The 24,541-nt window shown below is 31.3% G+C and carries 23 protein-coding genes and 1 riboswitch; of the genes, 21 read left to right on the top strand and 2 right to left on the bottom strand.

The features are described from left to right. The first annotated feature begins 111 nt into the window (after positions 1 to 111). The 14 genes from RYO54_RS11415 (at position 112) to RYO54_RS11350 (ending at position 12,680) form a co-directional block, all read left to right on the top strand. Positions 112 to 1,374: a methylaspartate ammonia-lyase gene (locus RYO54_RS11415; RefSeq protein ID WP_315118717.1), complete on the top strand. Its 1,263-nt coding sequence runs from the start codon at positions 112 to 114 to the stop codon at positions 1,372 to 1,374. 146 nt (positions 1,375 to 1,520) lie between these two features. Continuing rightward, positions 1,521 to 2,363 (top strand): fumarate hydratase, encoded by an 843-nt coding sequence (locus RYO54_RS11410; RefSeq protein WP_315118715.1) that lies wholly within the window; start codon positions 1,521 to 1,523, stop codon positions 2,361 to 2,363. A gap of 14 nt (positions 2,364 to 2,377) precedes the next feature. Then, positions 2,378 to 2,935 (top strand): Fe-S-containing hydro-lyase, encoded by a 558-nt coding sequence (locus RYO54_RS11405; protein WP_315118714.1) that lies wholly within the window; start codon positions 2,378 to 2,380, stop codon positions 2,933 to 2,935. An 84-nt stretch (positions 2,936 to 3,019) separates the two neighbouring features. After that, complete coding sequence (gene citD, locus RYO54_RS11400) at positions 3,020 to 3,283, top strand: citrate lyase acyl carrier protein (protein ID WP_216439649.1); 264 nt, start codon at positions 3,020 to 3,022, stop codon at positions 3,281 to 3,283. Between the two features lie 27 nt (positions 3,284 to 3,310). After that, entirely contained in the window at positions 3,311 to 4,186 is an 876-nt protein-coding gene (locus RYO54_RS11395; protein ID WP_315118708.1) for an aldolase/citrate lyase family protein, read from the top strand. A gap of 40 nt (positions 4,187 to 4,226) precedes the next feature. Further along, complete coding sequence (gene citF / locus RYO54_RS11390) at positions 4,227 to 5,768, top strand: citrate lyase subunit alpha (protein WP_315118706.1); 1,542 nt, start codon at positions 4,227 to 4,229, stop codon at positions 5,766 to 5,768. A gap of 103 nt (positions 5,769 to 5,871) precedes the next feature. Then, on the top strand, positions 5,872 to 6,915 hold the full coding sequence (gene citC, locus RYO54_RS11385) for a [citrate (pro-3S)-lyase] ligase (protein WP_315118704.1): 1,044 nt from the start codon (positions 5,872 to 5,874) through the stop codon (positions 6,913 to 6,915). Between the two features lies 1 nt (position 6,916). Continuing rightward, entirely contained in the window at positions 6,917 to 7,432 is a 516-nt protein-coding gene (gene citX / locus RYO54_RS11380; RefSeq protein ID WP_315118702.1) for a citrate lyase holo-[acyl-carrier protein] synthase, read from the top strand. Between the two features lie 14 nt (positions 7,433 to 7,446). Next, complete coding sequence (citG, locus tag RYO54_RS11375; RefSeq protein ID WP_315118700.1) at positions 7,447 to 8,352, top strand: triphosphoribosyl-dephospho-CoA synthase CitG; 906 nt, start codon at positions 7,447 to 7,449, stop codon at positions 8,350 to 8,352. A gap of 113 nt (positions 8,353 to 8,465) precedes the next feature. Further along, positions 8,466 to 9,023 (top strand): sigma-70 family RNA polymerase sigma factor, encoded by a 558-nt coding sequence (locus RYO54_RS11370; RefSeq protein ID WP_315118698.1) that lies wholly within the window; start codon positions 8,466 to 8,468, stop codon positions 9,021 to 9,023. Beyond that, complete coding sequence (locus tag RYO54_RS11365) at positions 9,020 to 10,042, top strand: DUF4652 domain-containing protein (RefSeq protein WP_315118696.1); 1,023 nt, start codon at positions 9,020 to 9,022, stop codon at positions 10,040 to 10,042. Before RYO54_RS11370 ends, RYO54_RS11365 begins: the two co-directional genes overlap by 4 nt. Positions 10,043 to 10,114: 72 nt before the next feature. After that, positions 10,115 to 11,350, top strand: coding sequence for a tetratricopeptide repeat protein (locus tag RYO54_RS11360; RefSeq protein WP_315118694.1), 1,236 nt, complete (start codon positions 10,115 to 10,117; stop codon positions 11,348 to 11,350). An 81-nt stretch (positions 11,351 to 11,431) separates the two neighbouring features. Next, positions 11,432 to 11,749: a thioredoxin gene (trxA, locus tag RYO54_RS11355; RefSeq protein ID WP_315118692.1), complete on the top strand. Its 318-nt coding sequence runs from the start codon at positions 11,432 to 11,434 to the stop codon at positions 11,747 to 11,749. A 70-nt stretch (positions 11,750 to 11,819) separates the two neighbouring features. Next, a complete protein-coding gene (locus RYO54_RS11350) occupies positions 11,820 to 12,680 on the top strand; it encodes an NAD(P)/FAD-dependent oxidoreductase (RefSeq protein ID WP_315118689.1) in 861 nt (286 codons plus the stop codon). A 42-nt stretch (positions 12,681 to 12,722) separates the two neighbouring features. Here the strand turns inward: RYO54_RS11350 and RYO54_RS11345 are convergent, their stop codons facing one another. Both RYO54_RS11345 and RYO54_RS11340 read right to left on the bottom strand, forming a co-directional pair. Then, positions 12,723 to 13,247, bottom strand: a complete 525-nt coding sequence (locus tag RYO54_RS11345; RefSeq protein WP_315118688.1) for a cell wall hydrolase — start codon at positions 13,245 to 13,247, stop codon at positions 12,723 to 12,725. 5 nt (positions 13,248 to 13,252) lie between these two features. Next, positions 13,253 to 13,375: riboswitch (cyclic di-AMP (ydaO/yuaA leader) on the bottom strand. Between the two features lie 35 nt (positions 13,376 to 13,410). Beyond that, complete coding sequence (locus tag RYO54_RS11340; protein WP_315118686.1) at positions 13,411 to 14,361, bottom strand: hypothetical protein; 951 nt, start codon at positions 14,359 to 14,361, stop codon at positions 13,411 to 13,413. A gap of 174 nt (positions 14,362 to 14,535) precedes the next feature. Here RYO54_RS11340 and cdaA point away from each other — a divergent pair, with 174 nt between their 5' ends. From cdaA to glmS, 7 genes are all read left to right on the top strand, one after another. Further along, the gene (cdaA, locus tag RYO54_RS11335; RefSeq protein ID WP_315118865.1) at positions 14,536 to 15,387 is read left to right on the top strand and encodes a diadenylate cyclase CdaA; all 852 of its coding nucleotides are present in this window, start codon (positions 14,536 to 14,538) and stop codon (positions 15,385 to 15,387) included. Continuing rightward, positions 15,354 to 16,616 carry a CdaR family protein gene (locus RYO54_RS11330; protein WP_315118684.1) on the top strand — a complete coding sequence of 421 codons (1,263 nt, stop codon included), beginning with the start codon at positions 15,354 to 15,356 and terminating at the stop codon, positions 16,614 to 16,616. Before cdaA ends, RYO54_RS11330 begins: the two co-directional genes overlap by 34 nt. Continuing rightward, on the top strand, positions 16,606 to 18,204 hold the full coding sequence (locus RYO54_RS11325) for an FAD-dependent protein (protein ID WP_315118681.1): 1,599 nt from the start codon (positions 16,606 to 16,608) through the stop codon (positions 18,202 to 18,204). The genes RYO54_RS11330 and RYO54_RS11325 overlap by 11 nt, the downstream gene beginning before the upstream one ends. Positions 18,205 to 18,328: 124 nt before the next feature. Then, complete coding sequence (gene ptb / locus RYO54_RS11320) at positions 18,329 to 19,246, top strand: phosphate butyryltransferase (protein ID WP_315118680.1); 918 nt, start codon at positions 18,329 to 18,331, stop codon at positions 19,244 to 19,246. 21 nt (positions 19,247 to 19,267) lie between these two features. After that, positions 19,268 to 20,338, top strand: a complete 1,071-nt coding sequence (gene buk / locus RYO54_RS11315; protein ID WP_315118678.1) for a butyrate kinase — start codon at positions 19,268 to 19,270, stop codon at positions 20,336 to 20,338. A 222-nt stretch (positions 20,339 to 20,560) separates the two neighbouring features. Continuing rightward, positions 20,561 to 21,922, top strand: a complete 1,362-nt coding sequence (gene glmM, locus RYO54_RS11310) for a phosphoglucosamine mutase (RefSeq protein ID WP_315118676.1) — start codon at positions 20,561 to 20,563, stop codon at positions 21,920 to 21,922. A gap of 418 nt (positions 21,923 to 22,340) precedes the next feature. Then, a complete protein-coding gene (glmS, locus tag RYO54_RS11305; RefSeq protein ID WP_315118674.1) occupies positions 22,341 to 24,167 on the top strand; it encodes a glutamine--fructose-6-phosphate transaminase (isomerizing) in 1,827 nt (608 codons plus the stop codon). Positions 24,168 to 24,541 lie beyond the last annotated feature (374 nt).

The following is a 24,541-nucleotide window of genomic DNA, read 5'->3' as shown; positions in this document are numbered from 1 at the left end:
ATATAAATAGATTGCAATCACATTTATTGTTGAATATTAATTTAACAATAAATGTGATTCATATATGTATAATAAATACATTAAAATTTAAAAAAGGACAGGTGAAAAATTATGAAAATTGTTGACGTTATTTGTAGCGCAGGCTATACTGGATTCTATTTTGACGACCAGAGAGCAATCAAAAAAGGCGCAGGACATGATGGTTTTGCTTACGTTGGAGAAGCTGTAACAGAAGGATTTACTCAAATAAGACAAAAAGGTGAATCAATATCTGTTCAATTCATTCTTGAAGATGGTCAGGCTGCTTTTGGTGATTGTGCAGCTGTTCAGTACTCAGGAGCAGGCGGAAGAGACCCATTATTCTTAGCTGCTGATTTTATACCTGTTATAGAAAAAGAAATAGCTCCAAAATTAATTGGAAGAGAATTAACTAGCTTTAAAGAATTAGCTGAAGAATTTGATAAAATGACTATTAATGGCAAGAGATTACACACTGCTATTAGATATGGTATAACACAAGCTATACTTGATGCAGTATCTAAAGCTAGAAAAGTTACTATGGCTGAAGTTATAAGAGACGAATACAATGCAGGTGGAGAAATCTCTTACATTCCAGTATTCACTCAGTCAGGTGATGATAGATATGATAATGCTGATAAAATGATAATCAAAGAAGCAGAAGTACTACCACACGCATTAATCAATAACGTTGAAGAAAAGTTAGGATTAAAGGGAGAAAAACTTCTTGAATACGTTAAATGGTTAAGAGACAGAATATTAAAATTAAGAGTTAGAGAAGACTACAGCCCAATATTCCACATAGACGTTTATGGAACAATTGGAGCAGCATTCAATGTTGATATAAAAGCTATGGCTGATTACCTTCAGACATTAGAAGAAGCAGCTAAACCATTCCACTTAAGAATCGAAGGACCAATGGACGTTGAAGAAAGACAGAAGCAAATGGAAGCTATGAGAGACCTAAGAGCTGAATTAGACGGAAGAGGAATAAACGTTGAATTAGTTGCTGACGAATGGTGCAACACTGTTGACGATATTAAATTCTTCACAGACAATAAAGCTGGTCACATGGTTCAAATTAAGACTCCAGACCTTGGTGGAGTTAACAACGTAGCAGACGCTATAATGTACTGTAAAGCTAACGGAATTGGAGCTTACTGTGGTGGAACTTGTAACGAAACTAATAGATCCGCTGAAGTTACAACTAACATAGCTATGGCTTGTGGAGCTAAACAAGTTCTTGCAAAACCAGGTATGGGTGTTGACGAAGGATACATGATCGTTAAGAATGAAATGAACAGAGTATTAGCTAGAGTAAACAGAGCAAAGAAATCTAAGTGCTGTTGCTGCTAATAATTAGTTTGGCATAAACTTTGAAAAGGCGGTTTAATTTATAAACTGCCTTTTCCACTATAATTACTTAATTATTAAAATTATGAAGGGAGGTATTTATCTTACAAGTGAGGAGTAGGGTCACTTTTAAGGTAAATAATGAGTCTATGAAAGAAGTACATGTTTCAGATATAACAAAGTCAATAAGAGAACTATGTATAGAAGCAAACTATAGACTACCAGCTGACGTTAAAACTAAATTAGAAGAATACACAAACAAAGAAAGCTGGGGAATGGCTAAAGGCATAATGGAAAAAATATTAGTTAACGTTGATATAGCTAATAAAGAAGATATGCCAGCATGTCAGGACACAGGAGTAGCATGTGTATTTGTTGAAATAGGTCAGGACGTTCACGTTGTTGGTGGAAACCTTGAAGATGCAATTAATGAAGGTGTAAGACAGGGCTATGCAGATGGATACTTAAGAAAGTCCGTTGTTGGAGATCCAATAGAGAGAGTAAATACTAAAGATAACACTCCAGCTATAATATACTATGACATAGTGCCAGGAGATAAATTAAAAATAACTGTTGCTCCAAAAGGATTCGGTTCAGAAAATATGAGCCAGTTAAAAATGTTAAAACCAGCTGATGGATTACAAGGCGTTAAAGATTTCGTTTTAAAGGTTGTAAAAGATGCTGGTCCTAACCCATGTCCACCAATAGTTGTTGGAGTTGGTATAGGAGGAACTTTTGACAAGTCAGCTAATTTAGCAAAAAAGGCATTAATGAGATCATTAGATGAGAGAAATTCTAACCCATTCTATGCAGAACTAGAAGCAGAATTATTAGAAATGATAAACGCAACAGGAATAGGACCACAGGGATTCGGAGGGCTTACTACAGCATTAGCTGTAAATGTTGAAACATACGCTACTCATATAGCGGGACTTCCAGTAGCTGTTAATATTAACTGTCACGTTACTAGACATAAGAGTGTAGAATTTTAGGGGGGTGCCATGTAATGGAAAAAAGAATTACTACTCCATTAACTGCTGAAAAAGTTAAAGATTTAAAAGCAGGAGATTCAGTATTACTATCAGGAGTTATATATACATCAAGAGATGCTGGCCATAAAAGACTAGTTGATTTATTAGATAAGGGAGAAGAACTTCCAGTAGATTTAAAAGATCAAATAATATACTATGTTGGACCATCACCAGCAAAACCAGGTCAGCCAATCGGATCAGCAGGTCCAACTACAAGTTATAGAATGGATCCATATGCTCCAAGACTTCTTGATATTGGATTAAAAGGAATGATAGGAAAAGGATTAAGATCAAAAGAAGTTATAGATGCAATAAAGAGAAACACAGGTGTTTACTTTGCTGCAATCGGCGGAGCTGCTGCTTTGATGGGGAAATCTGTTAAAAAAGCTGAAATAGTTTGCTATGAAGATCTAGGAGCTGAAGCCTTAAGAAGATTAGAAGTTGAAGACCTACCAGTAGTTGTTGTTATAGATTCAGAAGGAAACAACTTATATGAAATTGGTCAAAAGCAGTATTTAGATAGTTTAAAGTAATAACTTATAGTAAATATTAATAATTGAAACTGAAGATACCTATCTTCAGTTTTCAGTTGTTAATTACGGAAAGGAAGGTTAAAGATGAAAGTTAATAAAATAGCTAAAGCTGGAACTCTAGAATCAAATGACATACTTATTATGGTAATGCCAAAAGATGAGCCAGGAGTAGAGTTAGAACTTGAAAGTATCGTTATGAAACAATTTGGAGCTCAAATAAAGAAAGTATTATTAGAAAGTGCAAAAGAATTAGAACTTGATGGAGTAAAAATTCAAGCACAGGATAAAGGAGCTCTTGACTATACTATAAAAGCAAGATTAGAAACAGCTGTTAAAAGAGCACAATAATAATGTAAAATTGAGGTGAGATTATTCATGAAAAAGTTAAGAAGAACTATGCTATTTATGCCTGGTAACAATCCAGGAATGCTTCAAAATGCACCAATACTTGGGGCAGACGCTGTAATACTAGACTTAGAAGATGCTGTTAGTTTAACAGAAAAAGACGCCGCAAGGGCATTAGTTAGCGGTGCTATAAAAAATATAGATTATTCACAAGTAGAATTAGTTGTAAGAATTAACCCACTAGACACTGAATTTGGTCCAACAGATTTAGAAACAATAGCTAGAGTTAAGCCTGACACAATATTAGTACCAAAAGCTACAAAAGAACAAATGCAGCAAGCAAATGAAGTAATAACAAAAGTTGAAGAAGAAGAAGGATTTGAAAAAGGAAGTATAAAACTATTTGGACTTATTGAAACAGCTTATGGATTAGAAACTGTTTACGATGTTGCCACATCAACAGATAGATTAGTTGGATTACTTCTAGGTGCAGAAGATTTAACTTCTGATTTTGGAATAAAGAGAACTAAAGAAAGCGATGAAATTTACTATGCTAGATGCAGATTTGCGGCAGCTTGTAGAGCAGCTAGAGTAGATGCTATAGATACACCATTTACTGATACAAATGACTATGAAGGATTAAGACTTGATACAATGAAAGCTAAGAAAATAGGATTTACAGGAAAAGCTTCTATAAATCCTAGACAGGTTGAAACTATTCACTCAGTATACAATCCAACTGAAAATGAAATTAAATATGCTATCAGAGTACTTGAAGCGAGAGATGAAGCTTTTGCTAAAGGAATAGGAGTATTCTCCTTAGATGGAAAAATGATTGATGCTCCTGTAATAAACAGAGCTATAACAACTGTTGATTTAGCTAAAAATTTAGGACTTATTAAATAATCAATAATTGTAAATTAAATTTATAAAGCGAGGGATTAGGATGAAAAACATTCTTGGCAGAGAAATACCAGAAGTTATAGAGGGCTACGGTAAAGTAAAGCCATTTGAAGGCGCTTTTGCTAATTGTGGCATAGCAGAAAAAAAATCCGTTAAGGTTAAAAGTGTAATACCAGGAGATAACAAGGTATTAACAAATATAGAAGAAGCTTTAGATAAAGTAGAATTAAAAGATGGAATGACAATTTCTTTCCATCATCATTTAAGAAATGGTGACTATGTATTAAACATGGTTATGGAAACAATAGCTAAAAAGGGAATAAAAGATATTACAATTGCAGCAAGTTCTATATTCCCAATCCATGAACCACTTGTAGAATACATGAAAAAAGGAATAGTTACAGGTATATATGCAAACTATATGTCTGGTCCAGTAGCTGAAGCAATTTCAAAAGGAGCTTTAAAGAAACCAGCAGTTATGATGACTCATGGTGGAAGACCAAGAGCGATTGAAAGTGGAGATCTTCATATTGATGTTGCTTTTGTTGCAGCTCCAACAGCTGATACATACGGAAACTTAAATGGAACAGAAGGAAAATCAGCATGTGGTGCACTAGGATATGCAGAATCTGATGCTGAATACGCAGATAAGGTTGTAGCAATCACTGATAATTTAGTACCATATCCAGCTTCACCAATACAAATTAGTCAAATTTTTGTTGACTATGTTGTAAAAGTTGATTCTATAGGAAACCCAGCTGGAATAGTTTCAGGAACAACAAAAATAACAAAGGATCCAGTAGGACTAAAGATAGCTAAAATGGCTACTGAGGTAATTGAAGCTTCAGGATTAGTAAAAGACGGATTATCTTTCCAAACTGGTGCAGGTGGAACATCACTTGCTGTTGCAGCTGAATTAAAAGAAATAATGAAAGAAAAAGGTGTTGTAGGAAGCTTTGCTGCAGGTGGAGTAACTGGATACATCGTTGATATGTTTGAAGAAGGATTATTTAAAGCTATATTCGACGTACAATGCTTTGACCTTCAGGCAGCAGAATCCTTTAAGAAGAATGTTGCTCATATGGCAATGTCATCTTCCATGTATGGTAACCCACACAATAAAGGAGCAGTTGTAAATAATCTTGATGTTATGATACTTGGTGCTACAGAAATAGATACCAACTTCAACGTTAACGTAACAACTGGTTCTGATGGTGTTATCATGGGTGGTTCCGGTGGACACAGTGATACAGCAGCAGGATCAAAACTTGCAATAATTGTTACTAACCTTGTGAAAGCAAGATTGCCAATCATAAAGGATAGAGTAACTACAGTTACTACTCCAGGTGAAAGCATAGACGTATTAGTAACTGAAAGAGGTATAGCTGTTAACCCAAGAAGAACAGATCTAATTGAAAAATTAAAAGAAACAAATCTTCCTGTATATACAATAGAAGAATTAAAAGCTATAGCTGAAAATATGACAGGAAAGCCAGAATCAATAGAATTATCAGATGAAATTGTTGCAGTAATTGAATATAGAGATGGTACTGTAATTGACGTTGTAAAAAAATCATTAGAATAATATATCTAGAAAATATGGACTGTTTATTCATCTACAGTCCATATTTTTTATTTGAATATAATGAGTTATAATAAATTATAGTATGAAAAAGAAGGTGAATAATATGTTTGGTATACAAGTAAACAAAATAAATCTAAAAAATTCAGAAGAGAGATTAGAAGTTCATAATTTCTTAGAGGAGTTTGGGCTAAAGTTAGACGATGACGTGGATTATACAGTAGTAATTAGACAAGAGGGAAAAATCAAGGCTACCTGTTCAAAGGCTAAAAACATATTTAAATGTTTTGCGGTTTCCGACGATTTGAGAGGTGAAAATGTAACTTCCACATTAATATCTAATTTAATAGATAAACTTTTTGAAGAGGATATTTATCATAGTTTCATATTTACAAAACCAGATAAGATTAAAATATTTACGTCACTTAATTTTAAAGTAATATATGAAGCTGAAGATGCAGTATTTTTAGAGTATGGTCTTTATGATATAAATAAAGCTTTAGATAAAATGATTAAGGAAAATAATATAGATTTAAACACTTCTAAAGGGGCTTTAGTGATGAATTGTAATCCTTTTACATTAGGGCATAGATACTTAATTGAACAGGCATCCAAGACATGTGAAGAAGTATTAGTATTCATAGTTGAAGAAGATAAATCCTTATTTCCATTTAAGGAAAGGTATAGCCTTGTAAAAGAAGGGACAAAGGATCTGAAAAATGTTAAAGTTATACCTGGTGGAGAATATATAATATCCTCTGCAACCTTTCCAACTTACTTTATAAGACAAGAAGATGTAAGATTAAAGGCTTATGCAGAAATAGATGCAGGAATATTCGGAAAATATTTTGGTAGCAAGCTTAATATTAAAAAAAGGCTAGTTGGGGAAGAACCTTATTGTAATGTAACTAATGCCTATAATCAAACATTGAAGGAAGTATTGCCTAAATGGGGTATGGACTTAGAAATAATAGAACGAAAAGAATATGAAGGAAGTTTTATTAGCGCTTCAAAGGTAAGAAATTATATAAAAGAAGGTAAAATAGAAGTAGCAAAAAATATGATACCAGAAGTAACATGGAACTTTTTAAATACAGAAAAGGGAAAGGAGATAGTGGAGAAAATCAAAAACAGTAATTCTCCCCATTGATATGAAAAAATATAAACCTGAAGATGTACTTATTGCTAGAGAAGAAAGAGCAGAATTTCAACAGAAATTGATAGAAGAGTATAATTTACCTTTAATTTCACTAAGGGTGAATTATCCAGGTGCAGAAAAGGATAACTCTTTGACAAGAAATATTGTTGAGGTAATAAAAAAGGAAATAATTGATAGATTTATAGACCAAATTGTATATGAAAACCATGAAATTACTGGTGAAGGGCCTGTAGTCACAATGATTATAGAAGATATTGCCGAGGAAATAAAAATTAAAACAATAGATGTAGAAGAAAATCACATACTTGGTAGGTGTGTAGATATAGATGTATATGACAATCTTGGAAATGGTGTAAGCAGAAAACAATTAGGATATAATGGCAGGAAATGTTTTTTATGTGGAGATAATGCTCAAAATTGTGTAAGGTCAAGGAAACATAAAATTGAGGATGTAATAAACTTTATTAATAAAAGATATGATGAATACGTTAAAAAAATTATTTTATAGTTTGGAGAGATTATATGTTTAAAGCCCACAATATACATGAGGTATCCTTTGATATAAGTAGCTTAGCAGCTCAGTCAATGTTATATGAAGTAGCTTGTCATCCATCTCCAGGATTAGTATCTACTGTATCCACTGGTGCTCATAAAGACATGGATCACTATACTTTTATAGAAAGTACTTGTGCACTAATAAAATACTTAACCCTATGTACAGAGGCAGGATTTTCAAAACATTCCCCAGAAGAATTACTAAAGGCTGCTAGAATAGTTGGAATAGAAGGGGAAAAGGCTATGTTCCAAAAGACAGAAGGAGTAAACACTCATAAAGGAATGTTATTTTTAATGGGTATTTCCTGTGTAGCAGCTGGAAATGTAATTTATAATAAAAAGGATTTTAAGGAAATAAGAAATACAATAATTCATATGTGTGATGGATTAGTAGAAAAGGAACTCTTGCCACTTAGAAAGAACTTTGAAGGAAGTATTTTAAATGAGGAAATGCTACAAGATAAAAAACTGTCCTACGGTGAAAAATTGTATCTTCTTCATGGAATAGAGGGAGTTAGGGGTGAAATTGAAAAAGGTTTACCCATAGTTTTTGAATTTGCATTAGACTTTTACAAAGAAAGTATAGATTTAAATAAAAATGATAGATCAGTGCACACTTTATTAGGTATTATGCAATACTCTGAGGATTCAAATATTTTGCATAGACATTCATTAACTACTTTAAAAGAGATTAATGAAAAAGCTAAAAATATAATAAGCATGGGTGGGGTAAGGACAGAAGAAGGAAGAAGAGCTATATATAACTTAGATAAAGATTTTGTAAAAAGAAGAATAAGTCCAGGTGGAAGTGCAGATCTTTTAGCTCTTACAGTGTTTTTTTATCTAGTGGAAGAATATATGAATAATTTATAAAAATTGCGAAGCAAATTTATACAGTGAAAAGTTAAAAATTGCTTCGCAATTTTTATAAGGTGAACTAATCAATTTAATATACGTATTAAATAGTAGAAAAGGAGGAGTTGATTGTGGAAGATGATTTAAAGCTTGTGCAAGAAGTTTTAAATGGGAATATAGATAGCTTTAATATTATAGTAAACAAATACGAGTTACCTATATTAAAATTTATATATAATATGGTTAAGAACAAAGAAACTGCGGAAGATATAACACAAGAAGTTTTTATAACCTTATATAACAAACTTTACATGTATAAGGATCAATATAAATTTTCTAATTGGATTTTTCAAATAGCTAAAAATAAGTCTATTGATTATATGAGAAAATACAAAAGAGTTCATGAGTCAAACATAGAAGAGATTAAGGATATAGCTTCAAAAGAGGTAAGCCCCGAAGAAGCAGCTCAGTTCAAAGAAACAAAGAAAAAAGTTGAAGCTTTTATAAATAGTTTAGAAGAAATAGATAGACAGATAATATTATTACGGTACTCTAGAGAAGAGATGACATTTTCAGATATATCCCAAATATTAAATATAAGCGAATCCTCTGTAAAAAGAAGATACTATAAAGCAAGAGATAAATATAAACAATATAGTTCAAATAATGAAGAGAGGTGTAGGATATGAACTGCGATATAGTTAGAAAGAGGTTATTTGATTTTATTGAAGGCAGCGTATCCAATGATTTACATGAGGCAATAGAAAATCATTTAAATACATGTGATAACTGTAGAAAGTTATATGAAGAAGAAAAAGAATTAGATGAACTTATAAAAGCATCATTAAATACTGAACATATAGAGTTTAAAAGTTCAAGAGCAGAAATAATGAAAAGCATAGATAAAAATAGATATAGTAAAAGCCCATGGAACAAATTACGATTTCATTTTAAAAGATATAATAAGCAATATTTAGCCTCTGCTGCCTGCTTGATATTTTTTCTAGTGATTTCGCCATTAGTAAAAAATGAATTTAATAAGTTAGATAAGCCAGAGGGAGCATCTGAAGAATTTAAAATGGAAAAGAGGACACTAGAAACTGAAAATATTAGAAGTTTTAGTGCTGATACAAGAGAATTATCAGAGGAAAAAGAAGATTTACAGAAAGAAAAAAATGAACCAACTGTATTTTTTGATAAAAAAGTTCAATTTATAAAAGAAGAAGTCAAAGATGAAAAACAAATAGAATTTAACACTCCTTGGCAGGACTCACCGAATAAAAAATTTAAAGCAACCATAGAAGGCAAGGGGTTATATGCTATAGAAGAAGGTATTGCTACAGTTGTTATTAAAGAAATGGAAAATAATAAAATGATCAAATATTCCATAATACCTGATGAGAAACAACTTACGCCAAAATATATACAATGGTTAGATGATGATAATTTATTATTAATAATTGGATTCTCTTATGGAACTGTCACTAAGGGAGGAAATTTATATATGCTAAATATACAATCTAACAATAATTATTTAGTATATGATACAAAGGATAAGAAGAAGGAAGTAACAAGTTTACAGAAGATAAATAGAGATGGAAAATTAGATTTAAAATTAGATTTAAATGTATATGATGACGATGAATTCAACAAATCTCATAAGGAAACTATCACCATGGAAAATTTTAGAGTTATAGTTGACAAATAAAGGGTTAAATACCCTTTATTTTTTGTTATAATAAACTATATAATATCTATAATAATTTTAAGGGAGAAATATATGGATAATAGTCAGAGAATATACAATAGAGCATTAGAAAAATATAATAAAGGATATATCAATGATTCCATAGATCTATGCGAAAAAAGCATATCTCTAAATTTGAATAATTCGTCAGCTATAAACTTAAAGGGATTGCTGTATTATATAAATGGAGATTTACAAGAGAGCAAAAATCTTTGGAAAATGAATGTACATGTGAATAAAGATACTGTAGCTAAAAAATACTTAGAAGACAGCGAAAAAGATGACAAGCTGTTAAGTATATATAATACCTCCATATTATTAATCAAAGAAATGAAAATTAACGAAGCACTCATAATGCTTAAGGAATGTAGCAACAGCCATTTTAACTACATAAACGTAAATAACTATTTATCATTATGTTATATGAAAAAAGGAGATTATTTAAAGGCTTTAGAACATATAAATAATGTATTGGAGACTGATAAAAATAATAAATTCGCTCTACAAAGTAAAAAGGAGATAAGAAAAACTGGAATAGTCAAAAGGGATAAGATGAAAATGCTTCCGTTAATTTTTTTACTGGTGATTTTATTATCTATAACCTCAATAGTTTTAATTATAAAAAATAATAGGAGCAAAACAGTTAGCCATAATGAAAACAATTTAAATAAAAACGAAATAGAAAATATGGTAGAAATTGAAGTAAAAGAAGAAGTAAAAGAAGAAATACCTAAAGAGAAATCCGTTGAAAAGTTTCCATATGAAGAATTTAAAAATTATATTGATAATAGAAATTACGATAAGGTATACGAAATAGTAAAAAAATGGGATAAAAAGGATTTGACCGTAGATGAAAAATCAATCATTGGAAAGGGAAAAGAAATACTAATTATGGAGGGAAGGGAGGTTTTTTATAGAACAGGATGTAACTATTTTGAAAAGATGGAATATAATAATGCTAAGGACTATTTAGCAATGGCATATGAGTATGGAGCAGATACTTGGTACTATTCTCATTCTATATATATATTAGCATTATGCTATGAAGAGATTGGAAATGCTAAGGAGGCAATAAAATATTATACAATATATGATGAGAAATTTAATGAAGGTGAATATAAAGAAATTGTGTTGTATAATTTATGTCTTTTGTATAAAAATATAGATATGGATAAGTCTAAGCATTATGGAAATAGAGTAATTGAAGAGTATCCTAACTCAATTTATAATAACTCTAAAGTTCAAGACATAATAAATAATAATTATTAAAAAGTATTGACTTTATATAATTTATAATATAAAATTAAATTAATTAATACCCGTGAGGGGTATAACGTGGAGGTAAATAAAATGGCAAGAGAAGTAAAGGATAGTGTATTTAAACAGGAAGTGTTAAATTCTGATAAAACAGTTGTAGTTGATTTCTGGGCTGCTTGGTGTGGTCCATGTAGAATGCTAGCTCCAGTGATTGATGAACTTTCAGAAGAATTAAAAGGAAAAGCTGAATTTGTAAAAGTTAATGTTGATGAAAATCCAGTTACATCTAATCAGTTTAAAGTAGCAAGTATTCCAACTTTATTAGTATTTAAAGAGGGAAAAGTGGTAGAAACATTAGTTGGATTTAGACCAAAGCAAGCATTAAAAATGGCTATTGAAAAGCATGTTTAAATCTATTAATTAAAATAAGTTAACACTTATAGTGTTAACTTATTTCCTTATTGTGAAAGGAGTAGAATATATGAGTGAAAGATATGATATTGCAATAATTGGCAGTGGACCAGCAGGACTCTCGGCAGCTATAAACGGAAAAATAAGAAACAAGAATGTAATTTTGTTCGGACATAAGCAATTAAGTAATAAATTGATCAAAGCACCAAAGATAAATAATTATTTAGGATACTCAGGAGTAACAGGAGAAGAATTAAAAGAAGCATTTTCCAATCACATTGGAGAGATGGGCATAGAAATAACTCAGGAAAGAGTAAATGCAATTTATGCCATGGGAGATTTTTTTGCTTTAATGGTAAATGATAAGACATATGAAGCAAAAACTGTAATAATAGCTACCGGAATGGAATTTACTAAACCTCTTAAAGGGGAAGAAGAATTTTTAGGAAGAGGGGTAGGCTACTGTGCAACTTGTGATGCACCATTATACAAAGGCAAGAAAGTAACTATAGTTGGTTATAATAAGGAAGCGGAAGAAGAAGCGAATTTTGTAAGCGAATTGGCTTCTAAACTATATTATATACCTATGTATAAAGGGGATTATAATTTAAATTTAAGTGTAGAAGTTATAAGAGATAGACCAGTAGAGATAATTGGTAGTTCTATGGTGAATAAAATACGTTTAAATAAAACGGAGTTGGATACAGATGGTGTATTTATATTGAAGGATAGTATATCTCCGGGTCAATTGGTTCCTGGATTGGAATTAGAAGATGAGCATATTAAGGTAGATAGAGACATGACTACAAATATAGAAGGCTGTTTTGCAGCAGGAGATTGTACAGGGAAACCATATCAATATTTAAAAGCTGCCGGCGAGGGTCAAGTGGCGGCTTTAAATGCTGTAACTTATATTGATTCTAAAAAATAAACATAGAATTTAAAAATAAATAGGTCTCCTAATATAGGAGACCTATTTAGCTATAAAGAAAACATGGTTACCAATAGATTTAACATTATCTTTCTTTACATTTTTCATCCAGGTAGAAGTTGCAATTTCAGGATTATAGAAAAACAATGCATTACTTGTAGGATCTTTTCCATTTAGGGCGTCTATTACTGCCCTATAACAATGTTCGTTTGGCTCAGCCTTGATTTCTCCATTTATAACACATGAGAATGCTCTAGGTTGTTTTATTACTTCTTCAATGGATTTTGGAAAGCCTGGATTTTTAAGTCTATTTAAAATTACAGATGCTACAGCAACTTTGCCTTCATAAGGTTCACCAACGCTTTCTGCATGAACTACCTTAGCCATCAAATGAATATCACTTTCTGTAACATGAAACTGTTTATTACCATAACTTAATACTTGAACTGTTTTTCCTTGCTCTCTAAATAAATCCTTTTCTTCATCGAGTAAATTATAAGCATTAACCTTAGAAGGAAATAGTAAGATTAATGTTATAAAGAAAACAATAAGGTTTTTTTTGTACATTAGTTAAATCCTCTCCTTTTACCTACGGGGTTAGCTGACGGGTTCGGCAAAGGTTAGCCTACGTACTAAACGATTCACCCCAAAATTTGGTTCCCCCGCGTTTATAATAACTTAGGTTAACCATATTGTTCCCTATAATAGTGAAAAAATACATATTTTTTTATTAGCTCTCATTTTCTTTTTTGAAGTCTAAATAAATTTTAATAAAATCATTATAATTTGAAGTCATAAGTTTATAATTCAGACTTGATTCAACATATAAATGATTAAAATTTGATACTTCTATAGAAGAATCATCTTTTATAGTTTCTAATTCTTTATTTATAGCATAATTAAAGCTTTTTAAGTATGAATTGTAATAATCTAAGACTTTTGAAAACAACTTATAATATTCCAACCCTTGGTTAGGAACAGATATTTTAGAGAAGTCGCTTTTAATATCTTCAAATTCATCGGTCACATAATCTAAGGTGTGTATAACTTCATCATAGGTAAGTTTATCATCATTAATATCATCTCTATATGATAAAAAATCTATTTTTACTTCTATAAAGGAGCTCAAAATGCTATCAATGTTATCGATGAAATCTGTATAATGGCTGTGATGAATTTCCTTATCCTTATTTTCTCTAATTAATCCTTCTATATAATAAATTGAAACGTCTATATATTTTAATGCTTTTTCCTCTAAAGTATAATATTTTAGACATTCATTTTTGTACTTTTTTACATCTTCACAAGACTTATCTATATCCTTACCTTTTGGATTATTAAAAATTGATAATAACTGTTCATATATATGTATATTATTATTAACTCCTTTAATAATATCATTCTTCAATTTTACTTCGTTATCTGAAGGAGTTAGAGAATTTAAGTTATTTTTTACTAGTATTAACTCGGAAATTATTTTTGGCAATTCCTCTTTGGATTTATCGATGTTAGTGTTATCATCTTTTATTAAAGAATTAGTATTGTTATTTATTTCATTAATTTTTTTAGTGTAATATTTTAAAGAGTGTTCATTACCCACATAATTTTTATGTATAAAAAAATATGTACACACTAATATTACTATGACAACAGGAACTGTAAACAATATTTTCTTTTTCATAAGAAGCTACCCCCTTTTTCAATTACTCTATTCTTTACTTATATATATTAATATTTTATAAAATTAGTCTAAAAATCTTATAAAAACTTTATAAGATAGTGTATAATTGTAAATATGAAATGACCATAATTTCTTTAGGGAGGTGAGTGTATGAACGTTATTAATATTCAGCTTATGGACATTATTAATATTGTCATTAACTCAGTGAAAAATATAAGTATTTTTTCAGTATTGGATATATTAGCGGTTTCATATATCTTCTACAAATGCTATAGCCTTATAAAAGAAACTAGAGCAGAGCAACTTTTAAAAGGAATTATTTATATTATTATTTTTATACCTATAAGTAAATTATTAAATTTAGATACTCTATATTGGATTTTAAGCAATACTATAACTATAGGGGTTCTTTCATTTGTTATCATATTTCAACCTGAAATACGAAGAGCACTTGAACATATAGGAAGAAGCGCCTTTAGTGATAAACATATATTAGAAGATGAAGAGACTATGGAGAAGGTTATTAATGAAATAATAGATGCCATTGATAATTTATCTAAATCTAAAACTGGAGCTCTCATAGTAATTGAAAGATTGACAGGTTTAGGTGAGACAATAAATACGGGAGTGAAAATAGATGCAATAGTTTCTGCCGCTTTATTGGAAAACATATTTGTAGTAAATACACCTCTTCACGACGGAGCAACTATAATAAGAAATGATAGGATAATATCTGCTGGATGTTTTTTACCACTAACCAGCAATAATGAGTTAAATAAATCTATTGGTACGAGGCATAGGGCTGCTATTGGACTATCTGAAAACTCAGATTCTATTGTGCTAATAGTATCTGAAGAGACGGGAACTATATCTCTTGCCTTTAATGGTAAGCTTACGAGAAATTATGATAAAGATAGATTGAAATTAGTTCTAACCAAAATAATTCAAAAAAATAAAGAAAAGAAGTTAAATTTTAGAGAGAAGGTGGTAGCATGGACGAAAAAAGTAGAAAGCAACAAGCGATAGTAAAGATTTGTTGTGTGATTGCTGCCTTTGGATTGTGGTTATATATTACTAGTGTAATGAATCCAATAAAAACCTACAAAAAAAATATTCCTGTTACAATCGTAAACGAAGAAGGATTGGAACAGTTTAAATTATCCTTGTTACCAGATCAAAAACCATATGTATCATTAACGCTGAGAGGAAGCATAAATGATATATACTCAATTACTGAGGAACAATTTAAAGTAGTAGTAGATTTAAATGCTTATGTTCTGAAAAAAGGAGAAAATAATATACCTGTTCAAATTCAAAGCAGTCCTGATAATATAAATATAATGAATAGTGATAATCTTTGGGCCACAGTATCGTTAGATGATTTAATTGAAAAAACAGTACCTTTAAGGATTAATACACTTGGAAATGTAAAAGAAGGATATTATCCACTTGATGTAACATCAAGTATAAAGGAAGTAACAGTAAAGGGAGCGGCTAAATTTGTTAACTCAGTGGATAGAGGAGAAGTGAAATGTGATTTAAGCAATGCTTATAGGGATATATCAATGGTGCTTCCTATAGAAGCTTTGGATAAGGATGGAAATGTTGTAAACCATGTAAATATAAAGCCTGTAGCAACAGAAATCAAAGTTCCAATTAGAAGGGTTAAAACTGTAAATGTAAATGTAAAAACTTCAGGTCAATTAGGAGAAGATAAATTATTAGATAAAATAGCTGTAACTCCTGAGAAAGTTGATATAACAGGAGATGAAAATATACTGAATAGTATTGATTATTTAGATACAGAAAATATTGACTTATCAAGCATAACGGGGAATGAAGTGACTGCTAAATTAATTCTGCCTAAGGGAGTAGAGTTAGTAAAGAAAGACACAGTAGTAAAAGTAAAAATATATTCGAACGCTATAATAGATAAAGAAGTGTCTTTGGCTATTAAAACCATGAACTTAGAAAGTAATCATACAATGGAAATGGATAAAGATAAGATAACTATTGTAATATCAGGATTACATGATGTTATAAATAACATAAAATCCGAAGATATTGAATGCTATGTAGATTTACTATCCTTAAAAGAAGGACAGCATAACTTACCAGTTAAAGTAAACTTGCCTAGTGGGCTGAATATAATTTCTATTAATCCAAATACTATAAATGTTACTATAAAAAGTACACAAGAAGAAGAAAATAAAGAAGAAGATAAAAAAGATCCGGAGGTACAGAATGCCAATTAGAGTAAATAATATAATATTAGATATAGAAGAGGATATGTTTAATTTAAAAGAAAAGGTATGTAAAAAACTTAAGTTATCTCAAGATAAAATAAAAGACATCAAGATACTTAAGGAATCAATAGATGCAAGGAGAAAAGATAATATTAAATTTAACTATGCTTTAGAAGTTTTTTGTGATAATGAAAAGAAAGTAATCTCTAAAGTAAGAGATAAGGATGTAAAACTTGAAGAAATAAACCATGAAGATGAATTTAAATTTGGTGATAAAAAATTTCAATATAATCCAGTAATTGTAGGTATGGGGCCAGCAGGGTTATTTGCAGGCCTCATATTAGCACAAAATGGATATAAGCCAATAATAATAGAAAGAGGAGAAAAAGTAGAGGATAGGAACAAGAGTGTAGAGAGTTTTTGGCAAAATGGCAATTTTAATAAGGAATCTAACGTGCAATTTGGAGAAGGTGGAGCTGGAACTTTTTCCGATGGTAAGCTTACTACTAGAATAAAAGATACTAGGTGTGATTTTGTTTTAAATGAATTTATTAAAGGTGGAGCGCCAAAAGAAATAATGTATATGGGTAAACCTCATATAGGAACTGATATACTTAAAGACGTGGTTAAAAATATTAGAAATGAGATTATATCTTTAGGTGGAGAAGTACATTTTAGTAGTAAACTTGAAGATATAAATATAAAAGATGGAAAGTTAAAATCTATAATTGTTAGTGGAAATGAAATTCCTTGTGAAGTCTTAATATTGGCTATAGGCCATAGTTCAAGAGATACCTATGAAATGCTATATAAAAAGAATGTATTTATGGAGCCTAAGCCATTTGCTATTGGGGTAAGGGCTGAGCATCTCCAAAGTTTAATTGATGAAAATCAGTATGGTAAGTATGCAGGACATCCAAAATTAAGGGCAGCGGATTATAGGTTAGTATATAATAGTAAGGATAATAGAGGAGTATATAGCTTTTGTATGTGTCCTGGAGGTTATGTGGTAGCTGCAGCATCTGAAGAAAATATGATAGTTACTAATGGTATGAGCTATCATAAAAGAGATGGGAAAAATGCTAATGCAGCTATAGTAGTATCTGTAACTCCAAAAGATTTTGCAAGTAGCGATCCTCTTGCTGGAATGGAATTTCAGAGACACTATGAAAAATTAGCCTTTAAATTAGGAGGGGGAAATTATTTTGCCCCAGTACAACTTTTAGGAGATTTTTTTGAAAATAGAGCTAGTGATAAAATAGGGGATATAGAACCTACATATACTCCGGGGTATTCATTAAAGGACTTAAATAATTGCTTGCCCAAGTTTGTTTCAGATTCTTTAAAAGAGGGATTCATAGAATTTGATAAAAAAATAAAGGGCTTTGGGGACAAAAATGTAGTTTTAACTGGTATAGAAACGAGAACATCAGCTCCTTTGAGAATTGTAAGAAACGAAAAACTTGAGAGCATATCTGTAAAAGGATTATTTCCAGCAGGGGAAGGCGCAGGATATGCAGGCGGAATAATGTCAGCTGCAGTAGATGGTTTAAAGATAGCGGAAACCATAATGAAAGAATGGTGCCCATTAATTTAATTTTCTGAAAAACTTTGTTTTAACAAAAGTTTCTGTTAGAATATAATAGATAGGATATATTCATTTTTATTAGTTAAAAATTTGACAAATGCCTATATTAAATTCTTAAGAAGAGGTGTTTATAGTGTTAAAAAATTTTGATGAAATACTAGAGAGAGTAAAAAATCAAAAGACAAAAAAAGTAGCTGTAGCGGTAGCACAAGATAAGCCTGTGCTTGAAGCTATAAGAGATGCAAAGGATAAGGGTCTTGCTGATGCAGTGCTTGTAGGAGATAAAGATGAAATAGAAGCCATAGGAAAAGAAATAGGTATGGATTTAACAAAGTTTGAGATAGTCCATGAAAGCGATACGAAAAAAGCTGCATTAAAAGCAGTTGAGCTTGTATCAACAGGAAAAGCTGATATGGTTATGAAGGGGTTAGTTGATACATCTAACTTTTTAAGAGCCGTTTTAAATAAAGAAATTGGATTAAGAACAGGCAAATTAATGTCTCATGTTGCTGTATTCGAAACAGAAAAGTTTGATAGATTACTGTTTTTAACAGACGTTGCCTTTAATATGTATCCTGAACTTAAAGATAAGGTTGATATTGTAGGTAATGCAGCATCCGTTGCTCATGCTATGGGAATAGAAAAGCCAAAAGTTGCAGCGGTATGTGCTGTTGAAGTTGTTAATCCAAGCATGCCTGAGACAATAGATGCATCTATTTTAGCAAAAATGAGTGATAGAGGACAGATAAAAGGATGCATTGTTGATGGACCATTTGCATTGGACAACGCTTTATCAGAAGAAGCTGCTAAACATAAAAAAGTTGGTGGAGAAGTAGCGGGACAAGCTGATATATTATTACTTCCAAATATTCAAGCGGGCAACATAATGTATAAAACTTTAACTTATACAACAGACTCTAAAAATGGTTGTTTATTAGTGGGAACAGCAGCACCTGTTGTGTTAACATCTAGAAACGATAGTCATGAAACAAAAATGTATTCAATCGCATTAGCAGCTTTAGTAGCTGAAAATATGCAAAAAAATAAATAGTATTAAGATGGGGGAAGATTTATGTCTTATAAATTATTAATAATAAATCCAGGTTCAACTTCAACTAAAATAGGTGTTTTTGAAGATGAAAATTTACTTTTAGAAGAAACTTTGAGACATTCCTCAGAGGAAATAGGAAAATACGCTAATGTATATAATCAATTTCAATTTAGAAAAGAAGTAATATTAAATGTATTAAAGGAAAAAAACTTTGATATAAATACATTAAATGCTATAGTAGGTAGAGGCGGCTTGTTAAAACCACTTGAAGGTGGTACATATGATGTAAATGAAGCTATGCTTGAAGATTTAAAGACAAGTGTAAGAGGAGAGCATGCTTCAAACCTTGGAGGAATAATAGGAAATGAAATAGGAAAATCATTAAATATACCAGCATTCATAGTGGATCCTATTGTTGTAGATGAATTAGAAGAAGTGGCTAGAATTTCTGGTATGCCAGAAGTAGAAAGAAAAAGCATATTTCACGCACTAAATCAAAAGGCTGTAGCAAGAAGATATGCAAAAGAAAATGGAAAAGCATATGAGGATGTAAGATTGATAGTGACTCATATGGGTGGAGGAGCTTCAGTAGGAGCACATAAAGATGGAAGAATAGTAGATGTTAACAATGCCTTAGACGGAGAAGGACCATTCTCACCAGAAAGATCTGGAGGAGTTCCAATAGGAGATCTAGTAAGACTTTGTTATTCAGGAAAATACACTCTTGAAGAAATAATGAAGAAGATCAACGGAAAAGGCGGAGTTGTTGCATATTTAGGAACTAACGACTTTAGAGAAGTTGAAGAGAAAGCATTAGCAGGAGATGAAAAATACAAATTAATACTTGACGCTTTTATATATCAAGTAGCTAAAGAAATAGGAAAGTGTGCAGCAGTGTTAGAAGGAAAAGTTGATGCAATAATATTAACAGGTGGAATAGCATATAGTAAATATGTAACATCTGAAATAGAAAGAAAAGTTTCCTTTGCAGGTCCTATTGTTAAATATCCAGGAGAAGATGAATTATTAGCATTAGCTCAAGGTGGATTAAGAGTATTAAAGGGAGAAGAAAAAGCTAGGGAATATAAATAAAAGATAAGTAAAATATTGCGGAGTGATTTTTAAAATTGCTCCGCATTCTTTATTTTATTAACATTCTGAGAACACTAATATTTACATGTTTCCTTGAGGTTGTTAGTATTAGAGAATTATATTATAATATTTTTATGGCTTGTTGAAAAAAATTAACATAACATAGAAAAGATATTAATTTGAAGGAAAAATTTAAATATGTAAAAAGAGAGGTATTTATCTATGGGTAGAATGTTTGGTACAGATGGAGTAAGAGGGATAGCTAATAAGGAATTGACAGCTAGTCTTGCATATAACCTTGGTAAAGCGGGTGCTTATGTACTAACTAATGGAACGCATAAACCTAAAATATTAGTGGGAATGGACACGAGAGTTTCTGGTCATATGTTAGAAAGTGCATTAGTAGCAGGGATACTTTCTGTAGGTGCAGAAGCAGTATGTTTAGGGGTAGTTCCGACACCAGCAATAGCACATTTAACAAGAAAATATGGAGCAGATGCTGGAGTAGTTATATCAGCTTCTCATAATCCAGTAGAGTATAATGGAATAAAGTTTTTTGATGGACAAGGCTATAAACTTTCTGATGAATTAGAAGATAAAATACAAATGTTAATAGAAAGTAATTTTGAAGGAGTACCATGTCCAATAGGAGAAGGTATAGGAAGAAGAGTAATTGAAGAAGGAACAGCTTTAAAAGATTATATAAACTACGCAGTATCAACTGTAAATACAGATCTAAAAGGTATGAAAATTGCTTTAGATTGTGCTAATGGAGCGGCATACAAAGCAGCAGTTGAAGGTTTTAAAGAATTAGGGGCAGAAATCTATGCTATAAATAATAACCCTAATGGAATAAATATAAATAAAAACTGTGGATCCACTCATCCAGAAGATTTAATGAAATTCGTAGTGAATAAGGGATGTGATTTAGGACTAGCTTTCGATGGAGATGCGGATAGATGCTTAGCTGTTGACGAAAAGGGTAATCTAGTAAACGGAGACTTCATAATGGCTATTTGTGGAAAACATATGAAAGAGCAAGGTAAGCTAGATAGAAATACTGTAGTTGTCACTGTTATGAGCAATATGGGACTATTTATTGCTATGGATAAAGAAGAAATAGACCTTGTAAAGACAAAGGTCGGAGATAGATATGTTTTAGAAGAGATGTTAAAAGAAGGATATAAAATTGGAGGAGAGCAATCAGGACATATTATATTCTTAGAACATAATACTACAGGAGACGGATTGGTAACTGCTCTTCAACTTTCAGCAATAGTTAAGAAAAGTGGGAAAAAATTATCAGAATTAGCCTCAATAATGAGAGAATTACCACAGGTTTTAGTAAATGCTAAAGTTCCAAATGACAAAAAGAAAATATATATAGAAGATAAAGAAATAGCGGAAGAAATAGAGAAGATAGAAGAAAAAATGAATGGCAAGGGAAGAGTATTAATAAGACCTTCAGGTACTGAACCTCTAGTTAGAGTTATGCTTGAGGGAGAAGACCAAGAAGAAATAGATGTAATAGCTCACAATTTGGCGAAATTAATAGAAGAAAAGGCAGCTATTCCATTGCAATAATGGAATAGCCTTTGGCTACTTCTAAAATTTGTTATTGACCAAATTGACTATATAAAAATATAATATATAAGTGACCTATTTTAAGAATTTTTAGGGGGTGATAGGGAAGAACAGTATTAAATAAAGCGCCAGAACTTAAGTGATATAACTAGGAAACTCAGCTACAGCTGAGTAAGTTCGACTTAGCTAAATCAAAGATTTAGAGTGTATAAGGAAGCTCAGCTTAGAGCTGAGTAAGTTCGGCTGACTAAATCAAAGATTTAGAGCCTCACTTAAGTTGACGAGGATGGGGAGTATCGAATCTTCGGCGGGTGCCCCACGGTATCGCACTACCGTTAAAGATTGACAAAACCAGAAAGTGATTTTTGGCACAAATCAATCAGGTGTTAAAACCTTAAAAATAGAAAGGAAGATTATTATGTGCGGAATAGTAGGTTATATTGGAAAGAAAGAAGCATCTCCAATATTAGTAGAAGGATTATCAAAGCTTGAGTATAGAGGATATGACTCAGCAGGAGTTTCTATAATTGAAAATGATGGGATAAAAACAATTAAATGTAAGGGAAGGCTATTAAATCTAGAAGAAAAACTATCCAATAGTCCTATTAAAGGTAATATTGGAATAGGACATACAAGATGGGCCACTCATGGAGAGCCATCAGATAAGAATTCACATCCTCACACCAATGAAAATGAAACCATAAGCGTTGTTCACAACGGTATAATAGAAAACTATCTTCAATTAAGAGAATGGTTAACTTCAAAGGGATATAAATTTGTTTCAGAAACTGATACAGAAGTTATTCCTCATTTAGTAGATTATTATTATAAAGGTGATTTATTAAAAGCTGTTATGGCTGCAACCTCAAAAATGGAGGGAAGTTATGCTATAGGAGTAGTATGCAGTAAAGAACCTGATAAGGTAGTTGCAGTAAGAAAAGATAGCCCATTGATAGTAGGAATCGGAGAAGATGAATACTTTATTGCATCAGATATACCAGCAGTATTAAATCATACAAGAAATGTATATCTTTTGAACGATAAAGAGTTTGTTCTTATGACTAATGATGGAGTTAAGTTATTCCATGAAGATGGAGAAGAAATAAATAAAGAAGTTTATCATGTAACTTGGAATGCAGATGCAGCAGAAAAGGGTGGATATGAACATTTCATGTTAAAAGAAATACATGAACAGCCTAAGGTAATGAGAGATACAATGACTTCAAGAGTAATGTTAGGTAAAAATATAACCCTTGATGATATAAAAATGACCAAGGAAGAAATAGACAATATAAATAAAGTATATATAGTTGCCTGCGGAACTGCATACCACGCCGGAATAGTTGGAAAATATGTAATAGAAAAATTAGCTAGAATACCTGTAGAGGTTGATATAGCTTCAGAATTTAGATATAGAAACCCAATAATAGATAAAAACACTTTAATGATAGTAATAAGCCAAAGTGGAGAAACAGCAGATACACTAGCTGCTCTAAGAGAAGCAAAAGCCCAAGGAGCTAGGGTCATAGCAGTAACAAATGTGGTTGGAAGCTCGGTTTCTAGAGAAGCTGATGATATACTATACACCTGGGCAGGGCCAGAAATAGCTGTTGCATCAACTAAAGCTTATGAAACACAGCTTGTAGCCATGTATATAATAGGTTTATTCTTTGCAGAAAACAAAGGAACATTAAGCAAAGAAAAAATGGAAGAGTTAAAAGCAGAAATGTTAGCTCTGCCAGAAAAAGCAGAAGAATGTTTAAAACAAGAGGAAGCAGTTCAGAAGCTTGCATCAAAGACATACATGCATAAAGATATGTTCTTTTTAGGAAGAGGACTAGATTATGCAGTAGCTATGGAAGGATCATTAAAGCTTAAGGAAATATCCTATATTCATTCAGAAGCCTATGCTGGAGGAGAATTAAAACATGGTCCTATCGCTCTAATTGAACAAGGAACTATTGTAATAGCTCTTGCAACACAGGAAGATTTATTTGAGAAAATGGTAAGTAATATAAAGGAAGTAACGACAAGAGGAGCGGAGGTATTAGCTTTAGCTCTAGAAGGACATGAAGATATAGAAAAAACAGTAGACTCCACTATTTACTTGCCAAAGGTAAATTCATTGTTTACGCCATTGCTATCAGTAATCCCATTACAGCTATATTCATATTACGTTGCGATGCAAAAAGGCTGTGACGTTGATAAGCCAAGGAATTTAGCCAAGTCAGTTACAGTAGAATAGTTGTCCACATTAATTTAAAGAATTTTGTAGTTTTTAAAAAAAGTTGAATCGAAATCATCTCTTTATGGTAACATATACCATAGAGAGATGATTTTTTTGTCTAAAAGAAAAAGAAATATAAATGAGGATAAAATAAAAAAATATATAATTGATAAAACGTTAGCTAAGAATATAAGCTATGTACATAATTACTACGAGTTAAATGATATTATAGTTACGAGGGGGTTTATTAATGAAAATGAATGAAAAAACATATCTAAGTATAGAAGAGGCTATTTCACTACCAACCTTATCAGGTACAAACATAAGTGATGATGGTAAAAACGTAGCATTTGTCAAGAAGACAGCTAACTGGAAAGACAATAAATATGGGA

This window comes from uncultured Clostridium sp. (assembly GCF_963515715.1).
Taxonomy (GTDB): Bacteria; Bacillota; Clostridia; order Clostridiales; family Clostridiaceae; genus Clostridium_AW.
This window is presented reverse-complemented; position numbering and strand designations above follow the sequence as displayed.